The organism is Desulfomicrobium salsuginis, assembly GCF_054657795.1.
In genome coordinates this window covers 484,144-502,415 of record NZ_BAAHYA010000002.1, presented here as the reverse complement: position 1 = coordinate 502,415, position 18,272 = coordinate 484,144, and the positions used below count along the sequence as shown (strand labels likewise).

The window sequence follows — 18,272 nt, the reverse complement described above, 5'->3', positions numbered from 1 at the left end:
CCCGGCAGCCCCTCCAGTTCGCTTGGCCCCCCGCGAATCAGTCACCCGTCATCGACGGCCCCGGGGCCGGCAGGGCGATCAGGTAGATATCGTACCCTCCTTGTCCCCCGGGCCGGTCCGAGGAGAACAGTGCCCAAAGAACGATGGCGATCATCATGCGTCCCCCCTTCGCCCCCTGCGAAGCCTGCATCGCCCTGACCTGGCCTACGGCCCGTCCCCCGCCCGGCTGGCGGACCAGGCTGCCGTATCGCCGGACCCCGTGACGGTGCTGCCGTCGAACAGCGCCGTGCACCCGTCGTCGACGCTGGCCGAGTAGGCCCTCCGCACCCCGCCGGGGTAGACGACCGTGAACTCCACATGCCCGTCCCGGCAGAATCCCGCTTCGACGGTCCCGTCGGCATGGCCGTCCCAGTTCAGGGAGCCCGAGAGCGCGTCCCCGGACTGGGCCAGACTGAGCACGCCCCGCAGGGAGCCCTGGACGACGTTCCACGCGCCTGCGACGTTGCGGCAGCCCTCCATGCCCGGGGGCGTCGAAGCGTCCTTGCGCATGGACCAGTTCCAGCTCCCGGCGCCGGCCTGATCGAATGTCCCGGAGGCCCGGTCCCCGGACAGGGTCCCGGAGTAACGCTGGGTCAGCTCGGGGATGGGCCGGGTGAACCGGACTTCGCGGCCGTCGAAGCGTACGTCCTCCAGCACTTCCCACACGCCGTGGAAGTCGAGCCACAGCCGCCCCATGTACAGGGTCCCCGAGCGCACGAACTCGATCTTCCCGGCGTAGCCGTTGGCGTCGATGGCCCACAGGCCGACCAACGCCGACGCACCCGCCGCCGACGGCCGGGCCGGTAAGGCGGAGCCTTCGGCCGAACCCGCGCCGGCCCGGGCCGAGCCAGGGGCGTCGGCGCCGGTCGCGCCCACGCCGGGAGAGGCCACAGGCACGGGACCGCCCGGCTTCGCCGCGGCCTGCTTGCGCTCCAGTTCGTTCAGCTCGCGCTCGACACCCTGGACCGGCGGGTAGGACGCGCTCAACGCCGCGGCCGCGGCCAGCTCACGCCTGGCCTCGGCCAGCCGGTTCAGGGCCATGAGCGCGCGTGCCGCCTGGAGCCGCGCGTCGAGGCCCTGCCTGTCCGCACGCAGGCCCTGGGCCAGGGCGGCCGCTTCGGACCCGGCCGGGCCCAGGGCCGCCGCGGCCTCGGCATCCCTCACAGCCCCGTCGTAGTCGCCCCTGGCGGCCTTGTCCTTGGCGGCCTGCGTCAGGGCGGTGGCCTCCCGGGACCCGGCGCCGCCATCCGCCGCCTTCTTCTGCCCCTTGGCGGCCGGCGGGCCGGTCGGGCTGGCCGTGAAACCGGCCGCGCCCGAGCCCAGTTCAACGCCGTTGCGGTCGCGGACCGTGACGGACAGGTCGCAGGTCCCGGCCTCGGAGGCCGTGGCCCTGACCTCACGCGAGGAGGGGTTGCCGATCGAGCACGGCCCGGAGGCGACCTTCCAGGCGTAGGCGACGGGCCCGCTCAAGGCCTCGGGCTGGGTCTCGGCCGAGAACTCCACGGCCTGACCAACGGCAAAGGCCCCTTCCGCCTCGACCAGGCCGACGCCCTCCTTCCAGACGCGCGGCCTGGGCCCAAGGGCCCTGGGGCCCGAGACCCGCACCGTGTATTTCCTGGCCGTGAGGCTGCCCTGGGCCAGGCCCAGGCCGTCGCCGGCCCCCGGGACCCTGGCCATGACCGTCACGTTCACGGGCCTGTCGTCCCGGGGGAAGAAGGAAACCTCCCTGCCGTCGGGGGTCGCGCCCGTCTGCCTGGCGTTGAAAGGCAGGGGCACCCAGCGCAGGTCGATGTCCGCGCTTTCAGGCTCGATTGTCAGGCGCGCCCTGACGTCCTGACCGACCATGGGCTCAGTCGGGTCGAAGGCCAGGGCCAGGCGCGGGGCCACGACCTCGATGTCGATCTGCTCCGATTCGGCCACCGTCGCCTCGCGCCCGTCACGCCTCTCCAGCACCTGCACCCAGACCCTGGTCGCGCCGGGCCTGGAGAAGGTGGCGCGGACCCCGGGGGAGTCGGCGTCGAGCCTGTCGAAGGCCACCTCGGGATGCGGCTGCCAGCGGTAGATGAAGCTCCCCTGGGCGGGCTGGCCGTCGACGGTCAGGGCGGCGGCGAACTCCACCGCGCGGCCGGCCGGGACCGGTCCAGATTCGGGCTGCACGCGCCTGGCCGAGACCCTGTAGTCCGAGACCTCGTACTGCAGGCCGGCGCTGCCCAGGGGGAACCGGGCCCCCTCGACCGTCACGGAGAGGTCGAATTTCCCGGGGGCAGTCGGCGCGATGGTTACGGACGGGCTCGACCTGCTGTCCGCAGGCCGGCCGCCGAAGGTCCCGGCCCAGGCGTACGCGTACGGCGCGTCCTCCGCCTTGGCGTTATGCACCTCGGCCGTGACCTTGACCCGGTCCCCGACCTTGAGGCGCTCCAGGGCCGGCGGCGACAGCGTGACCCTGGGCTGGTCCGAACCGTCCAGCTTCGGCCCGGCATACGGGACATGCTTCAGGGCCGGCTTCTCGGACAGGACGATGCCGGAGATGATGGATTTCGCTTCGGCCAGGGCCGCGGCGGTCTGGGATTCCTGGAAGGGGCGCTGGGAGTTGTCGAAACACCCGCTGGAGGCGACGTTGTAGCGCAGGTCCAGGGAACGGCCGTCCTTGAGGAGGAAGGCCTGGGCGAAGGCCTCCGCGCCGCTGTCCCTGAAGCCCTCTCCGGACCACCCGCCCGGCAGGTAGCGCTGGGCGGACTCCAGGATCAGACCCGTGAAGCCGCCGGCGGAGAAGGGCCGAATCTCCACGGTCCGCCCCCATCGCTCGTGCTCGGCCTTGTCCCGCTCGAACCTGGAGCGAATGTCCTCCAGGCTGCCCGGGGCCGAGGAAGAGTCGACGGCCCCGGAGGCCTCGGCCACGACGCTGGCCGGGTACGGGCACATGTCGTAGATGGCCCCGCCCTTGGCCTCCTCGCGCCGGAGCATGAACCCCTTGGCGCCGACATCGCCGGGCCAGATGGAGGGCGCGGTGACGGTCAGGGACGAAGGATCGTCCGTGAACAGGGTGTCGCCACTGCCCGGGCCCGAACCGTCGGGGCCGCCGGGCGGGAGATCGGCCGCGGCGGACCCTTTGGCCTTGCCCGGCCCGGCATCCGGGGGGACGCAGCCCTGCTGCAGCACCGGTGCCTCCCGCTCGGTGCAGCCCTTCGGGCTCTTGCCCTGCAGGCTGCGCGTCTGCGTGCGCGTGACCGGGTCACACGGCCCCCAGTCCGAGTATTCGTACGTGCAGTCGGCGGGCTTCAGGGCCGCGAGATACTCGCGGTACAGCCTGAGCCTGTCCGTGATCTCCGTGACGATGTCCTGCCGGCACGAGTCGATGGTCCGCCCACCGCAATCGTCGAAAAGGTGCTCGATCTCGAAACCGAGCTGCGCCAGGTGGCGCCGATGCTTCATCTCCTCGGGGGACGCAGGTCGGTGGCCGAGGGCTTCGGCCAGGTCGGAGTCGACCTTGAGGCCGCGCGCGAAATGGGCGGCCAGGCACTCCTGGGCCCGCGGCAGGTCCTGGTCCGTGTCGAGGGTCAGCCGCGGCGCGCTCCTTGCGCTGCCGTCGAGGACCATCTTGAGGGGCGACGCGATCATCCTTTTCCAGTCGACCTCGTATTTCCGGGTCCACAGCCCGATGATGTCGCTCTGGATGCGCAGGATCTGGTCGTAGACGCCTACGTAACGCTCATAGATGAACTTCCCGTAGTAATCCTTGGACAACTGCGCCTTGATCTCCCTGTTGACGGTGCTGACCAGGCCGTTGCCGTGTCCGCGGATGTCCATCAGGTGGGTGTCCGAGAGGCTCAGCTCCTTCTGCAGCTTTTCGAGCCTCTCGACCAGCCCCTTCAGTTCCTCCGGCGGCGTGGCCGAGGCCTCGAGCAGGCCGAACAGCGAAACCCACATGGCCCGTTCGATCTTGTTCTCGAGCCCGGCCAGGTCCTCGTCGCGCTTCTTCCTGAGCTTGGGCCCTGCCAGGTCTGTGAAGCCCGGCGCCACAGCCGAGGACTCGAGGACGAGGACCGCGGCCAGCAGGTTCTCGTTGGTGTGGAAGTACCGTCGCAGGCGAAAGTACTTGCCCTTGCGCCCGGAAACGTCCGTCCCGCCCAGGCCGAGTTTGCCCCCGGCCCAGGTCTCGCCGGCCTGCTGGGTGGCCTCGTCGCCCTTTTCGACGAGGTCGCTCCCGTACCCGTAACGTTGCGCAGACCTGGGGATGAGAGTCATCCAGAATCGGAACTCCGGCAAGGCGTCGGCGGAGACGAGGTTGCCGGAGTTGGTGAAATAGTCGGCGAAGTTCTCGGCCCGCTGGCGCATGTCCGGTGAATACCGGAATTCCAGCGCGTCGCCGTAGCCCGATTTGAGCTTGATGTCGGTGATGTGCCCGGTCTTGGGATCGAAGACCATGCGGGTGCGCATGGCGTCGAGATGGGACAGGAACTCCCGGTCGTGGGCGAAGGTGTCGAGCCTGGCCAGGCTCTCTCCCAGCCCCCAGAAGGCGCCGAAGGTCGGGAAATAGTAGAAGGTGAATGACTTGATCGCGGGCCCGACGTCGCCCTCCCTGTAGGCCTGCAGAATCCCCTCTGCGACCTGCAGGCTGGGGAAGGCGCCCGTGAGCTTGATCTTCAGCATCGCCCCGCCCGCCCTGTAGGCGCCGTCGCCGTTGTTCTCCCCGGACATGAAGGCGTCGTAGACGGTCAGGGCGTTGTCGGCGAAATCCATGCTGCCCAGCAACGCGCTGCCTTCGGTCGTTTGCGACCACTCCTCGTTGAAGGCCTTGATCTTCGAATGGACCAGGGCGAAAGTCGGAAGCTCCTTGCCGATCTTCCGGACATCGCCGCGCAGCCGGTCGTACCCTTTGGCCAGGGAGGGGAACCTCTGGCGCAGGCCGTCGATGAAAACGGCTATCTGCTCGTCCTTCCAGCGCAGCGTTTCCTTGAGATACCGTCGCAGTTCCCGCGCGTCGTCCGGGGAGAACAAGTAGTCGATGAGGTCCTTGTCGAGCTTGTAGGTGTCCTCCTGCAGCGCCTCGATGAGGTCGTCCATGGTCTGGGCGACCACATCCGGGCCCCACTTGTCGCCCTCGCGCAGCTTCCGCGCGAGCCAGACGATATCGCCGATGCGCCCTTCGGGATACTTCCCGATGCTGTCCTTGTACGTTTCGAGTTCCGCGGCCATCTGCTCGAGCATGAAGTCCAGGTCCGCGTTGCGCCGGTTCTCGTCCTTGATCCTGGCGATTTCCCGCAGCCTGAGGGCCAGGGCGACCTCGGCATTCTTGATGATGGCCTTCTTGGAGCGGTCCAGGAGATCGTTGATGGCGTCCTCGGACTGATCCAGCCTCCCCCCCTTCAGACCGCCGGGAAAAAGCCAATTCTGGTGCGCATCCAGCACCTTGGCGATTTCGAGGCCCGAATTCGGGAGTTCCTTGGCGCGCGTCAGATCCCGGGCGAACTCGGCGAGCATGAAATCGTTCTTGTCGAAGGGGTTCCACTGGGGGCGAACGCCCGCCGTGGCCTGCTTGTTGGCGAGGTAGCTGCGCTCGACGTACTTCATGACCTTGAGCAGCTTGTCGACGCCCGCGTAGCTGCCGTGCTCGATATCGTGAATGAGATGCCGGGACATCTCCAGGCTGAGCATCGGCTCCGTCTTGTGCGTAACCCTCGGGGGCGCGAGTTCACGGTTCTCCATGAAGGCCCGCCACCAGAAGAGCTGGGCACCGGGCATCTCCCGCGTCTCGATGGCCAGGACCCGGAGGTTTCGCCCCTGTTCTCGCAGCCGTCTGGCCTCGTCCGGGGGCACCAGGCGCCCGTCCTCCAGGCGCAAGAGGATGAGCTTCCATTTCCCTCGCTTGAGCAGGTCCATCTCCGCGAAGGTCTTGCCCCACTCGCGGATGAAAACCTCGGGCGTGGCCCGCCCGTGGGGCGTCAGCAGCACGTCCATGGACGCCGTGATCGACGGGTCGGCGACGCCGATGAAGTCCCCGAGCCCGACCACGAAATCGTCGCGGAACATCTCGTTGAGACGGTCGTCGATGGAGACGGTGCTCAGGTCGATGTCCTTGTCCAGCTGCAGGGTCTTGACCTTCAGGCTGACCCATGTGCCGATGTCGATCTCCCCGTAGATGGTGCCGATGGCCTCCGGGTGCTCGTTGAAGAAACGGACCAGGGTGTCGCGGAAGACCTGCTGCACGATGCGGGACCGACCAAGCATCAGGGCACGCTCGATGCCCCGGTACCGGACCTGCCAGTCGGGCAGTTTCGCACGCAGGGAATGGAAGGCCTTCGTGCCCCTGCCGCTCTGGAGCAGGGTCTTGAAGAAGGCGGCGGTTTCGGAAACAAGCCGGGATTCTTTGCCCTTGAGATCGACGACCATATCGCTGTCGGCCGCGGCCATGACCTTGACGATGTCCGGGATGTTGGCCGCGTGGGTGTCGAGCAGGGCCAGCAGCGCCCTCTCCTCAGGGCTCAGGCTCTGGGCCGCGGGCGCGGAGGCGAAGAAGAGCGTCGAAAGGACCATCACACAGAGGCAATGCAGCGCGCGTCCCATACCACCTGCCTGCCCGCGGAGCCGGGCGGATGCGCTGAACGTGGCGCCGGCGGACGCCGCCCGTTCAGTCGGTGTTGAACATCGTTCGAACCGCGGCAACCAGCCGCGCAAGATCCTCTGCCGCAACGGCATCGACCTCCCTGTCGGGGACAAGGCCCGTGCCGGAGCACGAATCCCCGCCGGGGAGCAGGACCTCAAGATTGGTGAAACGCAGCACAGACCCGTCGGACAGCCGGACATCGGTCTGGGTGCTGCACTTGCCGAAGGTGCGCCGCCCCACCAGCTTCGCCCGGCCGTTCCGGTTCAGGGCCCCGGCGAAGATCTCGGCCGCACTGGCCGTGTCGGGGCCCACCAGCAGGGCCACGGGCATGCCGTACTTTTCGCCGGCCTGGGCCCGCACATGCCGGGCCTTGCCATCCGGGCCGCGCAGCGTTCCGAGAAGCGTCCCGGCCGGCAGGAACAGCGCGGCCATGTCGAAGGCCTCGTAGAGGTCGCCGCCCGTGGCGTCGCGCAAGTCGATGATCAGCGGCGCGTCAAGCGACCCCGGCGCCCTGTCCAGGACACCCAGCGTGGCCTGCAGGGCCGGCCTGGTCAGACCCGCCGCGAAATCGCGGATGCGCACCACCCGGTTGCCCGGCAATACGGCCTCCACATCGAGGGGCCTGAAGACCTCTCGGCGGACGGCAACCGTGGGCCGTGAGCCGTCCGGGCCGACGATGCCGAGACGGACCGGAGAATGCTCGCCGCCCCGCAGGAGCTGTGCAGCGGCCTGCGGGTCGAGCCCCGACACCTGGCGCCCGTCCACGGAGACGAGCTTGGCGCGGTCAGGCACGCCGGCGCGGAACGCCGCCCCGCCCTGGTACACGGACAGAAAGAGCTCCCCGCCGCGGGGCACCAGGTCGGCGCCGATGCCGACCCTGGCCTCGCGCCCGGCCGCGGGTGAGACGTACCGGCCGGGCGCGTAGAACCGTGCGTAGGGGTCCATGCGGGCCAGGGCCTGTGGCAAGTTGTCCTCCCGCAGGCCGGTCAGATCGGCCTCGGACGGAGCGGACAGGGCCTGGGCCCGCAGAACCTGACGAATCTCATCCAGGGGCACGGCGTGAGCCCCCAATGGGGCCAGAACAGCCAGGACGGCCAAAACCTGGGCCATCCTCACTTCGCCAGCTCCATCTGCATCTTCATGAGCAGGTCGTACTCCTTGCGCAGGGCGTCGCGCTGCTTTTCGAGCTGCTGGCGCTTCAGGTCGACCTCGGCATCGCCGAGGCCGCTGCCTTCGAGGGCGTCGAGGGACGACTCCTGCTTCTGCATGCCCGTCTTGAGGCCGTCCAAGCGCTTTTGCAGTTCGGCCACGCGCTTCTGGTCCGCGCCCTGCTGCGAGGACAGGGCCTTGGTCTTCTTCTCCAGGGCCGCGACGTCGGCCTGCATGGCGTCGACCTTGGCCTGGTCCTGACTCAGCTTGGCCTGGGCCGCGCTCTTCTGCGTCTCCAACTGGCCCTTTTCGGAGTCGAGCTGGGCCTGGGTGGCCCTGAGCTGCTCAAGCCTGGCCTCGCGTTCCTTGACCCGGTTGTCGTAGCTCCCGCCGCCCAGGCCTGCCACGCCCCCGAAAAAGCCGCCCGAGCGCGGATCATGCTGGCCTCCGCAGCCACAGAGCAGAGCGGCCGTCACAAGGGAGAGAAGAACTGTGCGCGCCTTCATACGGACAGCCTCTGATCGATCTTGGCCAGCTGGGTGCTGCCGTCGCGGAGCGTATCCAGGTTCTTCTGCAGGGCGGCGACTTCCTTCTCCAGGCGGACGATGTACTGGTCGTCGGCCGGCCGCGTCTTCTTCTCATCCGCCAGGATTGCCGTCTGCACCTCGAGCTCCTTGGCCAGCGTGTCCTCGAGCTTCTTGCTGTCGTCGATCTTCTTCTGCAGGCTGTCGCTCTTGGCGGCCAGGGCCTTCTTGTCGACCTGGCCCTTGTCGTACTTGGCGCGCAGGGCCGTGGATTCCTTCTCCAACTGGGCGACGTCTTTGGAGAGCTTCGCGTTGTAGGCGACGGCGGTCTTGTTGTACTCCTGCGTGTTGGCGATCTCGGCGTCGAGGAAGTCCTCGGTGTTGGCGTAGGCCTGCTTGCGTTTGGCGATTTCGTTGCCCACGAGGAAGCCCGCACCTGCGCCCACCGCCGCTCCGATGGCCGCACCCTTTTCGCCGCCCACGGCATAGCCGAGCAGTCCGCCCAGAACGGCCCCGACTCCAGCGCCTTCGGCCTTGGTCCGCGTCTGGTCGGACATGGTCGCGCAGCCGGGCAGCAGAGCGCAGACCAAAAGCGCCACGACAAGCACATTCACGATCTTCTTCATACAGCCTCCTGAAATAGTTGGTTTCATGAATCTGAAAATTCGGCAAAACCCTTTCGGAAATCCTCCAGCCAGAGTTCGGAGTCGGCCCGGCGCTGCTCCGCGAAGCTTTGGACATGCCCCTTGAGCAGCTTCATGACCAGGCGCTCGCGCTTGGTCATCTCTTTGGCTTCGAGCTCCGTGAAGGCGAAATCGATGTAGCCCTTCTCGTAGTCGCCCAGCGTTCCGATCTTGCCCTTGTAGCCGTCCAGCTGTTCCCGCAGCGCTGTTTCCAGCTCGCCCATGGACTTCTCCACGGCCGCGACCTGCTCCTGGTAGCGCGTCGAGGTCTCCGCAAGCTCCTTGGCCAGCTTCAGTGTATCCGTCAGACGCGACAGCCGCGACAGGTAGACCGACAGGTTGACCCCGTTGCGGGCCGCGTCCTGGGCCAGGCTGCGGGCGCTCTCGCGCTGGGCCAGCTCCAGGCGCTCCCTGGCCTTGTCCAGGGTGGACTGCACCGCGCCCAGAGACTCCTTCAGGGCCGGGTTGTCCTTGATGAGGCGCTCGATGATGGGGTCGGCCGCGCCGATCTGGACCGAGGCCTGGCTGACCAGGTTGTCCAGGGTGCGGCCCACGGGCATGGTCTTGCGCAGGTCGGCCTTGTAGGCCTCGTATTCCTTCTCGATGGCGCCGCGCTGGGCCGTGCCGACCACGACGTTGGCCCCGAGGGCCAGCCGCGCGCCGGTGTTGAAGGACTTGCGCTCCTCCACCCGCTTGGCGTCGGCGTTCCAGCCGTACACGTCGAGCTCGGCCCGCAGGGAGCTGCGCAGGTCCGCGGCCGGCGTGGACACGCTGCCGCCGCGCACGGCCACGCCTCCGGGCTTGCCCTGCCAGACCTCGGGCCGGAACAGCCCCGAGGTCATCTCCTGGGCGTTGCCGAACAGGTCGTAGAAGCCGTGGGCGTCGGGCTGGCGAAGGCCTACGGGCCGCAACTGGTGCTTGGCATTGCCCAGATGCCAGGCGAACTCGTCGGCCTTGCCGGCCGGAAAGGGCAACCTGTCGTCAAAAGTGCCGGCCTGCATGGCTTCGAGGCCGCCGCGCGCGCAGTACTCCCACTCGTCCTCCGTGGGCAGGCGCACGAAGCCCGGCACCGTCTCGACCTTGGGCATGTCGGCCACGCGCTCGGGGTGGGCCGGGTCGAAGAGCCACAGGTTGTAGCGGCGGATGAACTCCACCACGTCGCCGTGCCCCACGTAGGCCAGGGGTTTCATCAGGGCGTCGCGCTGGGCGCGGCCCTGCAGGGTCGGCAGCTTCTGGTCCTCGGGGTCGGCGCTGGCCGCCAGCAGCGCGTCCATGCCCATGACCGCCGCGAACTGCCCGCGGGTCAGCTCGTACTTGGCCAGCACGATCTCCCAGGCCTCGGACTTCCCCGCCGGGAAGGAGCCGCTGATCTGGGTCCGCTGCAGGCCCTCGAAGATGCCGCCCGAGGCGTCGCCAATCTGGATGATGCGGCTCTGGTCACCCCAGAAGCCCTTGCCCGGGACCTGCACCCGCCGGAAAACCATCTCCGCGTCGCCCGGCATGGGCAGGACAAGATCCCCTTCTGCCGGCTTGGGGTTGTACGGCGTCGGGGCGGGCCCCTCGGATGCCGCAGGCATCGCCGCGGCCAGGGCCGCCGTCAGGAAGAGAAGCATCGCGGCCAGCCGCCGCCTCCACAAACCGTCACTGTTCACGAATGACCTCCGCAGGATCGATGCACGTTGCCCGCCAGGCGGCCACCAGGGAGGCCAGGGACGCCAGGACGAGGGTTGAGAGACAGAACAGGGGAACGTAGGCGCCCGGCAGGGTGCAGAAGGCCTCCCCCGGGGCGAGGTCCATGGCGAAGGCGCGGTCGATGGCTCCGGCCAGCACGGCGTAGCCGCCGAAGCCGGCCGCAAGCCCCAGGACCGAGATGATGAGGCCCTGCGCCATGGGGAAAAAGAAGACGTGCCGCCGCGCGAAGCCCAGGAGCCGGAGCACCCCCAGGTCCCGGCGGCGGCGCTCCACGGCCGCGTAGAGGCTGGCCACCAACACCCCCGTGCCGCCGAAGAGGCCGAGGGTGGCGATGAGCCAGAAGAGGCGCGAGAGCCCGTGGTCCAGGACGCGGATGCGCTCGATGGCCTCGACCTCGGCCACGACCTCCACGCCCTGCTCCTTCAGCCTGCGGTACAGGCCGGGCACGTCGTCGATGCTTGCGGCGTAGAGGCGGAAGCCCCGGTATCCGCCGCGGGCCATGCGGAAGGACTCCGCCTGCCGGTCGAAGGCCACGGCGCGCTGGGCGGCCGTGCGCAGCACGCCCATGAGCTCCGCCGGCACCACGGGCCGGTCCAGGTCGATGGAACCGGCCACGCGCAAGAAGAAGGAAACCTCGGCCTGGCCCGGGGCGCGCACGTCGACGGTGGCCCCCGGGGCGAGGCCGTCGGCGGCCGGCCACAGGCATCCCACCAGGGCCCCGCCCTCGGGCAGGCGGCCGCCGAAGCCCGGCCAGGGCGTCGGCTCCAGGCCAAGCAGCACCGCCTGGGACGCGTCCAGGGACAGGCCCACGGGGCGCAGCTCGCGGTCGCCGGCGCGCAGGACCATGTCGCGGACGTACGGCAGCAGGACGCGCGAATGGCCGCGCAACTTCTGGTCCACGGCCCGCAGGCTGGAGGCGGTCACGGGCGCGCCGGGCGCGGGCAGGTCGTAGCAGGCGAAGCCCTCAGGCGGCGCGAGGCCGGTCAGTTCCCGCACGCGGCCGGCCCCGATCTCGGCGATGCGGCCGAAACCCGTGTTGATGACCAGCCCCGAACGGACGATGGGCTGCAGCGGCGCGGGCAGCAGGAGCACGGCGCCGTCGTAGCTCGGGTAGGGTTGCGGGGTCTCGCCGGCCCAGCCTCTGGCCGGGGCCGCGTAGCCCTCCTTGTAGGCCTCCACGTCCAGCACGAAGGGCAGGGGCGCGTAGACCCGCGGCAGGGAGCCGGCCCGCTGGTCCAGCACTGCGGCCACGCGCAGCCTCGCCTCCACGGCCTCGCCCCGTCCGCCGCGGGAGCGGGTCACGCGGGCCACGATCTCGCCGCCTGCCGCGACACCGGCCCGCCGCGCGGCCTCGGCCGTCAGCACGACCTCGCCCTCGCCGGGCACGGCTCCGCCGTTCTCCAGCAGCAGCGGGTCGCCGGGGGCCGTGGGGATGAGGTCGAAGAGCGCGGAGCCGTCGGGCAGCGCCACGGAGATGACCGAGGATAGCGGCAGGATGGTCGGGGTCAGGAAGCTTGTCCCGTGCCAGGAGGCCACGTCGTCGAACCAGGCGGGCGCGAACTCCCGGGTCTGGGTGGGCCGGATCTCGCGGAAGACCGGATCCTCCACCAGGCGTTCGCGCAGGGTCTGGATGGTGCCGTGCTTGAGGCCCAGCAGGACCAGCAGCGGCGAGATGACGGCCGCCAGGGCCGTGACCAGGCACAGGGTCAGCACCCATTCGTGGCGCAGGTGGGCCGCCGCCAGGAACGGGATGCGCCGCAGGGGGCCGGCGGGCGTCACGGGGCGCCTCCCGGGCAGGGCCGGCAGACGGAACGGGTCATGTGCGGGGAGACGTGTTCGAGATCGAAGGAGTAGAAGGCGTCGGCACGGCCCAGGACCAGGTCCGTGTCGTGGGTGACCACGACCACGGCCACGGACTCCTCGCGGGCCAGACGGTGCATGTCGTCCATGATGGCCCGGGCCCTGCCCTTGTCCACGGCCGCCGTGGGCTCGTCGGCCAGGACCAGACGCGGCCGGTGGATCAGGGCGCGCAGGATGGCCGCGCGCTGGCGCTGGCCGATGGACAGGGAGGACGGCATGCGGTCCAGGCACCCGGCCAGGCCCATGCCCTCGGCCAGGGCTTCGAGGCGCCCGGCGGGGACGCTCCCGCCGCCCAGCTCCGCGGGCAGGAGGATGTTGCGGCGCACGCTGAGAAAGGGCAGCAGCCCCCCGGTCTGCAGGACGTAGCCGAAATGCTCGCGCCGCAGGGCGGCCAGGGCATCCTCGTCGCCCCGGGCCCACAGGGCCGCTGCGTCGGCCGGAAGGCCCGCAGGCCCGGCAGCTATCTCGAAGCGCCCCACGACGGTGGGCTCCATGACCAGGGCCACGATGTCCAGGAGCGTGCTCTTGCCGCAGCCGCTCTCGCCGATGACGGCCACCATGCGCCCCGGCCCGACCTCGAAGGACGGCACGCGCAGCTCGAAGACGCTCCCGCCCTGGCTGCGCGTCTTGACCAGTCCCTCCAGGCGGACCATGGGCGCCGTGGTGCCGCTCACGGACAACCCTACGGCAGGTAGTCGAGGTGCAGCGGGTACACCATGTCCTGGTCGGGGTCGGCTTCGTTGACGCGGAACCAGGCGTCGACCTGCTCGTTGATGGTCCGGTACTGGTCGAGCTTGGCCAGGATGCTCCACTCCAGCTGCGAGCGCTGCTCGGCCGTCATGCTGGCGAACATGTCGTCCGTCAGGGCCAGGACGTCGCTCTTGTAGGGCAGGCTCTGGATGAAGGCCGGCAGCAGGCCCGTGTCGGCCAGGCGCACCGCCCCGCCGAGGTCCTCGGGCCGCTTCATGGCCTGTCCGGCCACGCCCTGCAGGGCCTCGAAGAACTGGCCCTGGGTGACTTCGGCGCGCATGACGGCCTGCACCACCTGGTCCAGGGTCTGGGACAGGGACGAGAGCTGCTCGCGCGTGACCAGCACGCGCACGTCGAGGGCCTTGTCGGCCGGGTTGATGAGGTCGCGGTCCAGGGTCCAGGCCACGATGTCCTTGGGCGGGTTGGCGTCCTTGCCGACGTACTCGATGAGGGCGGCCTCCCAGAGCTTGTCGAACTCGGCCAGGGGCGCCGCGGCGTTCTGCGCCGGCCCGCCCATGGTCTGGCTCAGCAGGGTGTTGATGCGGCCCGTCAGGTGCTCGGCCAGGGCGCGGTACTCGTTCTCGTCGAAGGCGTTGACCTCCCTGATGGCCGAACTGGACTCGTCGCCGCGCACCCGCGCCAGGTGGCTGAACTGGGCCAGGGCGCGCGGGTGGTCCTCCTTGGCCCGGGGGTCCTGCAGGTGGATGGCGAAGAGGTGGACCTGGGCGTCGTCGTACTCGCGGCGCAGGTCCGTCTCGTCCTTGCCCGTGGTGTTCTGCTTGTGCCCCTTGGGGTGGGAGCTGGCGTCGCCCAGGAGGATGACAAAGCGCAGGGCCCCTTCGCGCCATTTGGAGTGCAGGGCCGCGTCCACGCCGGCGAAAGCCTCCTCGGCGTAGTCCACGCTGCCCACGGCCGTGGCGCCTCCGTCCTTCTCCAGCAGCCCGACCAGCTGGTCGGCGCTGACGAGCTCGGGCGTCAGGTTGCGGGTCACGTACTCCAGTTGCGGGGCGACCTCCAGGGAGTCGCGGTAGACCACCAGGCCGAAACGGAAGCGGTCGGCCGTCTCGGCGCTGAACTGCTTACTCATCTGCGACACGGCCTCGCGGGTCATGTCGATGAAGGGCTGCATGCTGCGGCTGGTGTCGATGACGAAGACGATGTCGGTCTTGACGTCGCGCATGACCGCGCCGCCGGCGTCGCGGCCCACCTGGGCCTGCTCCAGGTAGTCGGCGTTGCCGACCGTGTCGGCCCCGCGGGCGCCGGGCACGGCCGCGGCCACCTGCAGGAGGCGCACGTCGTCGCCGCCGATCTGGGTCTGGGACCACTGCAGGATGGGCAGGACGTAGAACTGCTTGGTGATGTCGACGAAGCGCTTGGGCTCCATGCTGACCACGCTCTCGGGAATGTTGCCGGCGCCGACGCCCTCGTACAGGGCCTTGGCCTTGCCGGACATGTCCATGTCGTCGACGATGGCCTCCAGGGACGTACGGTCGCGGAACATGAGCACGGGGCTGCGGCCTTCGAGCTCGTTGCCGGGATGGGTGTAGGAGACGAGCAGGGCCTGCCGCCATTCGAGCGCGTCCTTGGCCTGCATCCAGCCGTCGGGCGTCGTGCGCGTGCGCCCTACCTGATACCACCCCTGGGGTTCCGCGGGCCGGGAGAGGTCCAGGTCCTTGCGGTCGAAGACGAAGAGGGGCTTGAAGGCCGGGACATTGGCCGTGACCACCGCCCCCTGGTCCGCGGCCGCCTCACGGTAGATGCTGGAGAAAGGTCGGGGCAGGACGCGCAGGGGCTGCTGCGTGGCCGCTTCCGTGCAGGGCGCGCCGGGCTGGCAGACGATGCCGTCGTCGACGGGCTGCCCCCCGGCCGGGGCGTGTCCCGCCGTCCCTTCCAGGGCCGAAAGCCCTTCGGGGGCGGCATGCCCCTGGGTCCCTTCGAGATCGGCCAATTCGGCGCGGCTCAAGCCCCCGAAAGTCGTCAACCCCAGAAGAACGCTCATGCAGAGCATCGTGCGCACAGAAGCTAGAGAACGGGACATGCATCCTCCTGACTCGTGTTGAGGTACTACGTACGGTAAGAATAAGGTTTTACGGACGATACAACTAATTGAAGCTCAAGGCAAACTTGAATGCAGGCCGTCGCAAGACCAATCTCCCCGCACCGACAGTGCAATCGACCGCAAACGCATGTGCGGCCTGCCGCGGCGCCTCCGTCCTCTGGGAGAACCCGTCGCGGACGAGAACTTCCCGGTGCGCCTTGGACCAACCCGGAAGCGGCCCGAAACCGATGCGTACCGCCCGGCACATGGCGCGTTGCGAAACTTGCCACCCCGGGCCCGGCTGCCGTACGGTGCTGACATTTCTGATACGAGCGTTCTTCATCCGGTTTTCGCGTTTTCGCGCAGAATCCATTTTCCGGAGGGTTCCGTTTCATGCACATCGACACTGCCAACCCCGATCCGAAGTTCCCGCCGCTCCCGGTGGTCATGCGTCCCGTGGGCAGGTTCGTGCTGCCCGTGCCGGAGGGCATGGAACCGTCCGCGGCGTGGTTCAAGGTCAACGGGATAGCCGTTGATGAAGTGCCGTGGAAAACCGGTCCGGGGCATGGTCGTTCCATGGACCAACTCAGGAAATCCATCGGCACCGAAGCTGGCACGGCGCACGAAATCACGGGCCTGTCCGTGCGCGAGAGATGGGACGAAACGGACGTCACCGACCTCTGCGGGTTCCCGGCCCTGCTTCGCTGCTGCAACGGCAGCAGGGCCGACCACAACCTTGAGGTCTACATCGGCCTGCCGGACGTCATTCTGCGCCTGACGGAAAACCGCCCCTTCGACACGTGCGGGCCGTGCCTGACCATCAATGGGCCGATCCTGAACCTCTTCAGGCAGTATCGACACGGCAACGGGCAGGTTACGCCGGACACCTTTTTTTTATCGAGCGGCAGGATCGAGGGCCTCAAAATCTGGAGCGAACAAGCCGGCATAAGCCTTGAGCGGCCGCCCGCGGGATCGCGGCAAAGAATCCGCATGAGGTTTGCCACACATCTTTTCGCTCAGCCCTGCGACCCGCCCCGCATTACCGAGGTCGTCAAATCGGTGACCAGCAAGTACCGGATCGAGTTGAAGATTCTGCGCTCCGGCGAGAGGGTTCTGGCAGGCTTGAAAGGTCTGGAGGAGGTCTACATCCTGCAGCCCAAAGACAAGGACTGCTCCGACTCGCCCAGGTTGACAGCCTGCTGGGAATATGAAGGCGCGGGCGGCGACCCGCACAAGCCGCACGTGGAGCTGAAGCTGTCCTGCCGGGTCGAGGCGCAGGAAGACGCCCTGCGCATGTGGGACGCCATCGTCACGAATTTCAGTTCAATACGGCGGCATTACGCCACATGACCGCGGACGGGGCAGCGCTCTCCCTAAGCCTGGCCCCGAAGACCGCATGCGCTCCGCCGCACCTGCCTGGATGCGTCATAGCAAGGCCTGCCCCCTGTCCATGACCCCTTGCCCGAAAAACCCGACCGGACGGACATCAAGCCCGCCCGGCCGGGCCGTTTTCAGCAGCCGAGCCTGCGGGCTATATCCTTGGCCGCCAGCCGTCCGGCGCCCATGGCCAGGATGACCGTGGCCGCGCCGGTGACGATGTCGCCGCCGGCGAAGACGTTCGGTATGCTCGTCTCGCCGGTTTCCTCGTCGATCTGAATGTAGCCCCACTTGTTGAGGGCCAGGCCGGGCTCGTTCTCCAGCAGCACGGGGTTGGAGCGGGTGCCCACGGCGATGACCGCCAGGTCCGTCGGCAGCTCGTAGATGTCCCCCTCGACGGGTTTGGGACTGCGGCGCCCGGAGGAGTCGGGCTCGCCGAGTTCCATGCGCTGCAGGCGGACCGTGCCCAGGTTCCCGTCCTCGCCAGGGATGAACTCCAGGGGCGCGGCCAGGCATTCCATGATCACGCCCTCCTCGATGGCGTGCTCGACCTCCTCGCGCCGGGCGGGCATGGCCTCCACCGTGCGCCTGTAGACGATGCGCACGCTCTCGGCGCCCAGGCGTCTTGCCGTGCGCGCCGCATCCATGGCCACGTTGCCGCCGCCGTAGACCGTGACGTGGCGGCCGCGGATGATGGGCGTGTCGAAGTTCGGGAAATCGTAGGCCCGGCCGAGGTTGACGCGGGTCAGGTACTCGTTGGCCGAAAAGACGCCGTTGAGGTTCTCGCCGGGGATGTTCATGAACCGGGGCAGGCCCGCGCCCACGCCGATGAACACGGCCTTGAAGCCCTTGTCGAAGAGGTCCTGGATGCCGAAGGTCTTGCCGCCCACGGCGTTGCGCACGAACTCGACCTGCAGGTCCTGCAGGGCGTTGACCTCCTTGGCCACGATCTTGTTCTTGGGCAGCCGGAACTCCGGGATGCCGTAGACGAGCACGCCGCCCAGCTCGTGCAGGGCCTCGTAGACAGTGACCTTGCAGCCGCGCGAGGCCAGGAACCCGGCCACGGTCAGGGACGACGGGCCCGAGCCGATGCAGGCCACCTTTCTGTCCGGATCGATGTGGGGGCACTCGAACTTGTCGGAGATGAGGTCGCAGGAGTCGCGGTGGAAGAACTCGTCGGCCACGAAGCGCTCCAGGCGGCCGATGGCCACGGGCTCGCCCTTGGCGCCCAGGACGCAGCCGCCTTCGCACTGGCTTTCCTGCGGACAGACGCGACCGCAGATGGCCGGGAGGCTGTTGGTGCTCTTGATGATCCGGTAGGCCTTCTCGACGTCGCGCTCGGCCAGAGCGGCGATGAACTGCGGGATGGGCACCTCCACGGGGCAGCCCTTGACGCACTGGGGCTTCCTGCACTGCAGACAGCGCTTGGCTTCCTGCACGGCCATGCCCATGGTGTAGCCCAGGGCCACCTCGTCGAAATTCTTCACACGCTGCTCGGGCGGCTGGTGCGGCATGGGCACGCGCGGGGCGATGGTCTTCCTCGGCTTCTTGCCGAC

General features: G+C 68.8%; 10 protein-coding genes. 1 reads left to right on the top strand and 9 read right to left on the bottom strand.

Annotation, left to right across the window (positions count from 1 at the left end; genetic code table 11):
* Positions 1 to 204: 204 nt before the first annotated feature.
* The 8 genes from ACYQ3G_RS09520 to ACYQ3G_RS09485 form a co-directional block, all read right to left on the bottom strand.
* Positions 205 to 6,603, bottom strand: a complete 6,399-nt coding sequence (locus ACYQ3G_RS09520; protein ID WP_459825277.1) for a hypothetical protein — start codon at positions 6,601 to 6,603, stop codon at positions 205 to 207.
* 64 nt (positions 6,604 to 6,667) lie between these two features.
* Complete coding sequence (locus ACYQ3G_RS09515; protein WP_459825274.1) at positions 6,668 to 7,753, bottom strand: S41 family peptidase; 1,086 nt, start codon at positions 7,751 to 7,753, stop codon at positions 6,668 to 6,670.
* A gap of 2 nt (positions 7,754 to 7,755) precedes the next feature.
* Complete coding sequence (locus ACYQ3G_RS09510) at positions 7,756 to 8,298, bottom strand: hypothetical protein (RefSeq protein WP_459825271.1); 543 nt, start codon at positions 8,296 to 8,298, stop codon at positions 7,756 to 7,758.
* Complete coding sequence (locus tag ACYQ3G_RS09505) at positions 8,295 to 8,942, bottom strand: YMGG-like glycine zipper-containing protein (RefSeq protein WP_459825268.1); 648 nt, start codon at positions 8,940 to 8,942, stop codon at positions 8,295 to 8,297. Before ACYQ3G_RS09505 ends, ACYQ3G_RS09510 begins: the two co-directional genes overlap by 4 nt.
* Before the next feature lie 23 nt (positions 8,943 to 8,965).
* Positions 8,966 to 10,651 (bottom strand): formylglycine-generating enzyme family protein, encoded by a 1,686-nt coding sequence (locus ACYQ3G_RS09500; protein ID WP_459825265.1) that lies wholly within the window; start codon positions 10,649 to 10,651, stop codon positions 8,966 to 8,968.
* Positions 10,641 to 12,470, bottom strand: coding sequence for an ABC transporter permease (locus ACYQ3G_RS09495; protein ID WP_459825262.1), 1,830 nt, complete (start codon positions 12,468 to 12,470; stop codon positions 10,641 to 10,643). Before ACYQ3G_RS09495 ends, ACYQ3G_RS09500 begins: the two co-directional genes overlap by 11 nt.
* Positions 12,467 to 13,225 (bottom strand): ABC transporter ATP-binding protein, encoded by a 759-nt coding sequence (locus ACYQ3G_RS09490; protein ID WP_459825259.1) that lies wholly within the window; start codon positions 13,223 to 13,225, stop codon positions 12,467 to 12,469. The genes ACYQ3G_RS09495 and ACYQ3G_RS09490 overlap by 4 nt, the downstream gene beginning before the upstream one ends.
* An 8-nt stretch (positions 13,226 to 13,233) precedes the next feature.
* Positions 13,234 to 15,339, bottom strand: a complete 2,106-nt coding sequence (locus ACYQ3G_RS09485) for a vWA domain-containing protein (protein WP_459825256.1) — start codon at positions 15,337 to 15,339, stop codon at positions 13,234 to 13,236.
* A gap of 393 nt (positions 15,340 to 15,732) precedes the next feature.
* Between ACYQ3G_RS09485 and ACYQ3G_RS09480 the strand changes: the two genes are divergently transcribed.
* Positions 15,733 to 16,689, top strand: coding sequence for a hypothetical protein (locus ACYQ3G_RS09480; RefSeq protein WP_459825253.1), 957 nt, complete (start codon positions 15,733 to 15,735; stop codon positions 16,687 to 16,689).
* Positions 16,690 to 16,850: 161 nt separating this feature from the next.
* On the opposite strand, the gene gltA is transcribed toward ACYQ3G_RS09480, so the two are convergent.
* Positions 16,851 to 18,230 carry an NADPH-dependent glutamate synthase gene (gene gltA, locus ACYQ3G_RS09475; protein WP_459828304.1) on the bottom strand — a complete coding sequence of 460 codons (1,380 nt, stop codon included), beginning with the start codon at positions 18,228 to 18,230 and terminating at the stop codon, positions 16,851 to 16,853.
* Positions 18,231 to 18,272 lie beyond the last annotated feature (42 nt).